Below are 2,905 nucleotides of genomic sequence, written 5' to 3' on the forward strand. Positions count from 1 at the left end.
CCATCGCCCGCCAGCGCGGAGGCCTGGGCATCGAGTGTGCGTGCGGCACGGGAATCGAACAGATCGGCGAGGTTGGCCATGCGGGGATTTTATACTGGTGCACATGTCCCCCGTCCCTGCCCCCCTCGATCCGGCCCTGGCCGTACAGCGCATCCGCGATCTGGCGCGCGCGCATGGCTTCCAGCGCTGCGGTATCGCCGGCATCGAACTGGGCGAGGACGAGGCGCACCTGGCCGACTGGCTGGGCCAGGGCCTGTACGGCACGATGGACTGGATGGCACGCCACGGCACCCTGCGCGCGCGCCCGGCAGAGCTGCTTCCCGGCACCGTGCGGGTGATCTCGGTGGGCATGGACTACAGCCACAGGGACGACACCGAAGCGTGGGCGACCCTGGCCGATCCGGGGCGCGCCTACGTCGCCCGCTACGCGCTCGGCCGCGATTACCACAAGCTGATGCGCAACCGCCTGCAGAAGCTGGCCACGCAGATCAACGATGAAGTGGCGCCGCTGGGCTACCGCGTCTTCGTCGATTCGGCGCCAGTGCTGGAACGCGCGCTGGCACGCAACGCGGGGCTGGGCTGGATCGGCAAGCACACCTGCCTGATCGACCGCCACGGCGGCTCGTGGTTCTTCATCGGCGAGATCTACATCGACCTGCCGCTGCCGATCGACACGCCGGCCAGCGCGCACTGCGGCACCTGTACGCGCTGCATCGACGTCTGCCCGACCCAGGCCATCACCGCCCCGCAGCGGCTGGATGCGCGCCGCTGCATCTCCTACCTGACCATCGAGCATGACGGTGCGATTCCAGTGGAGATGCGACCGYTGATSGGCAACCGCATCTAYGGCTGCGACGACTGCCAGCTGGTSTGCCCYTGGAACAAGTTCGCCAAGCGCACCGACGAAGCTGACTTCCGCGCCCGCAACAACCTGGACACCGCACGCTTGGACCAGTTGTTCGGCTGGGACGAAGCTGAATTCCTGCGCCGTACCGAAGGCAGCCCGATCCGCCGCAGTGGTCACGAGCGCTGGCTGCGCAACATCGCCGTGGCGCTGGGCAATGCGCCAACCACGGCAGAGACGCTGTCGGCGCTGCAGACGCGCGCCGAGGCTGCTTCGCCCGTAGTCCGCGAACACGTGCAATGGGCACTGGCCCAGCACGGCCAGCGCTGACGTGCGATCCTGAGCCCCCTGCTCCATCTGCCCCACGCCGTCACCATGCAGCCACGCAACAACGACGTCTTCACCCCCAGCCAGCTCAACACCCTGGCGCGCGACCTGCTGGAAGGCAGCTTCCCGGCGATCTGGGTGGAAGCCGAACTGGGCAGCGTGGCGCGGCCGGCGTCCGGCCATCTGTATTTCACTCTGAAGGACGCGCGTGCACAGTTGCGCGCTGCGATGTTCAGAATGAAGGCGCAGTACCTGAAGTTCGTTCCGCGCGAGGGCATGCGCGTGCTGGTGCGCGGCAAGGTGACCCTGTACGACGCCCGTGGCGAGTACCAGATGGTGCTGGACCACATGGAGGAAGCCGGCGAAGGCGCACTGCGTCGCGCGTTCGAGGAACTGAAGGCGCGGCTGGAAGCCGAGGGACTGTTCGACCCGGCCCGCAAGCGGCAGATGCCGGCCCACGTGCAGCGCCTGGCGGTGATCACCTCGCCCACCGGTGCCGCCGTGCGCGATGTGCTGAGCGTGCTCGGCCGCCGCTTCCCGTTGCTGGAAGTGGATCTGCTGCCGACCCTGGTGCAGGGCGCAACCGCTGCCGCGCAGATCACCCGCCTGGTGCAGGCCGCCGATGCCAGCGGTCGCTACGACGTGATCCTGCTGACCCGTGGTGGTGGCTCGCTGGAAGACCTGTGGGCCTTCAACGATGAAGCGCTGGCCCGCGCAATCGCCGCCAGCGGCACGCCGGTGGTCTCGGCGGTGGGTCACGAAACCGACTTCAGTCTCAGCGATTTCGCTGCTGACCTGCGCGCGCCTACGCCATCGGTGGCCGCGGAACTGCTGGTACCCGATCAGCGCGATCTGGCCCTGCGCCTGCGCCGCAACGCGGCTCGCATGGTGCAGCTGCAACGCCACGCCATGCAGCAGGCCATGCAGCGCGCTGATCGCGCCCTGCTGCGCTTGAACGCACAGAGTCCGCAGGCACGACTGGATCTGCTGCGCCGTCGTCAGCTGGACCTCGGACGTCGCTTGCATGCGGCGCACAACCAGCAGCAGGAGCGTCGCGCAGCCCGTTTGCGCCACGCTGCTGCAGTGTTAAGGGGCCATCATCCGCAGCGGCAGATGGAGGCGCTGCGACGTCGCCTTGCCGCGTTGGGCGGTCGCCCGCAGGCCGCGCTGCAGCGCCTGCTGCAGCGTGATGCGCTGCGCCTGCGTGGCCTTGCACGTTCGCTGGAAGCGGTCAGTCCGCTGGCGACCGTCGCGCGTGGCTACAGCATCGTGACCCGTGCAGAGGATGGCGCGTTGGTGCGCCGGATCGAGCAGGTGCAACCGGGTGACGCACTGCAGGCCCGGGTCGGCGACGGCGTGATCGACGTACAGGTGACTGCGGTCAAGTAAGGGGTGTTCGGCAGGGCTGCGCCCTGCACCCGCAGAAGCAACGGCAACAGCCGAAGCAACGGCAGAAGCGGGTTTCCTGAGGGATGGCGGGGCGGGCCCGGTTGCGGGGGACGCTGCAAGTACGTCCATGTAAGCTCGGTCGCGCCATCCATGACGCTCACGCCCCCGCAACCGGACCCACCCCGCCTTCGAGAGTTTCCCGGTGGCGGTTGGTACATCCATTCCATGCGTGAATGAATCTCCATCGAGATCGAATATTTCGACAATTGATCGAAATGCATCCACGCATGGCGTGGATCTACCGTGTCGACCAAGGTCGACACCCACCAAGGGCAGGCCATGCCG

Annotated in this window: 2 protein-coding genes; both read left to right on the plus strand. The window is 67.7% G+C overall.

The features are described from left to right. Positions 1–103 precede the first annotated feature (103 nt). Complete coding sequence (gene queG / locus AC1DJN_RS21445) at positions 104–1,174, plus strand: tRNA epoxyqueuosine(34) reductase QueG (RefSeq protein WP_478040162.1); 1,071 nt, start codon at positions 104–106, stop codon at positions 1,172–1,174. 45 nt (positions 1,175–1,219) lie between these two features. After that, a complete protein-coding gene (xseA, locus tag AC1DJN_RS21450) occupies positions 1,220–2,560 on the plus strand; it encodes an exodeoxyribonuclease VII large subunit (RefSeq protein ID WP_442252121.1) in 1,341 nt (446 codons plus the stop codon). Positions 2,561–2,905: the final 345 nt, after the last annotated feature.

The sequence above is a fragment of the Stenotrophomonas sp. 05L414_2 genome (assembly GCF_056397905.1).

Coding starts and splice junctions, on each gene's coding strand:
- xseA (WP_442252121.1), top strand. CDS start 1,220: ATGCAGCCACGCAACAACGACGTCTTCACCCCCAGCCAGCTCAACACC.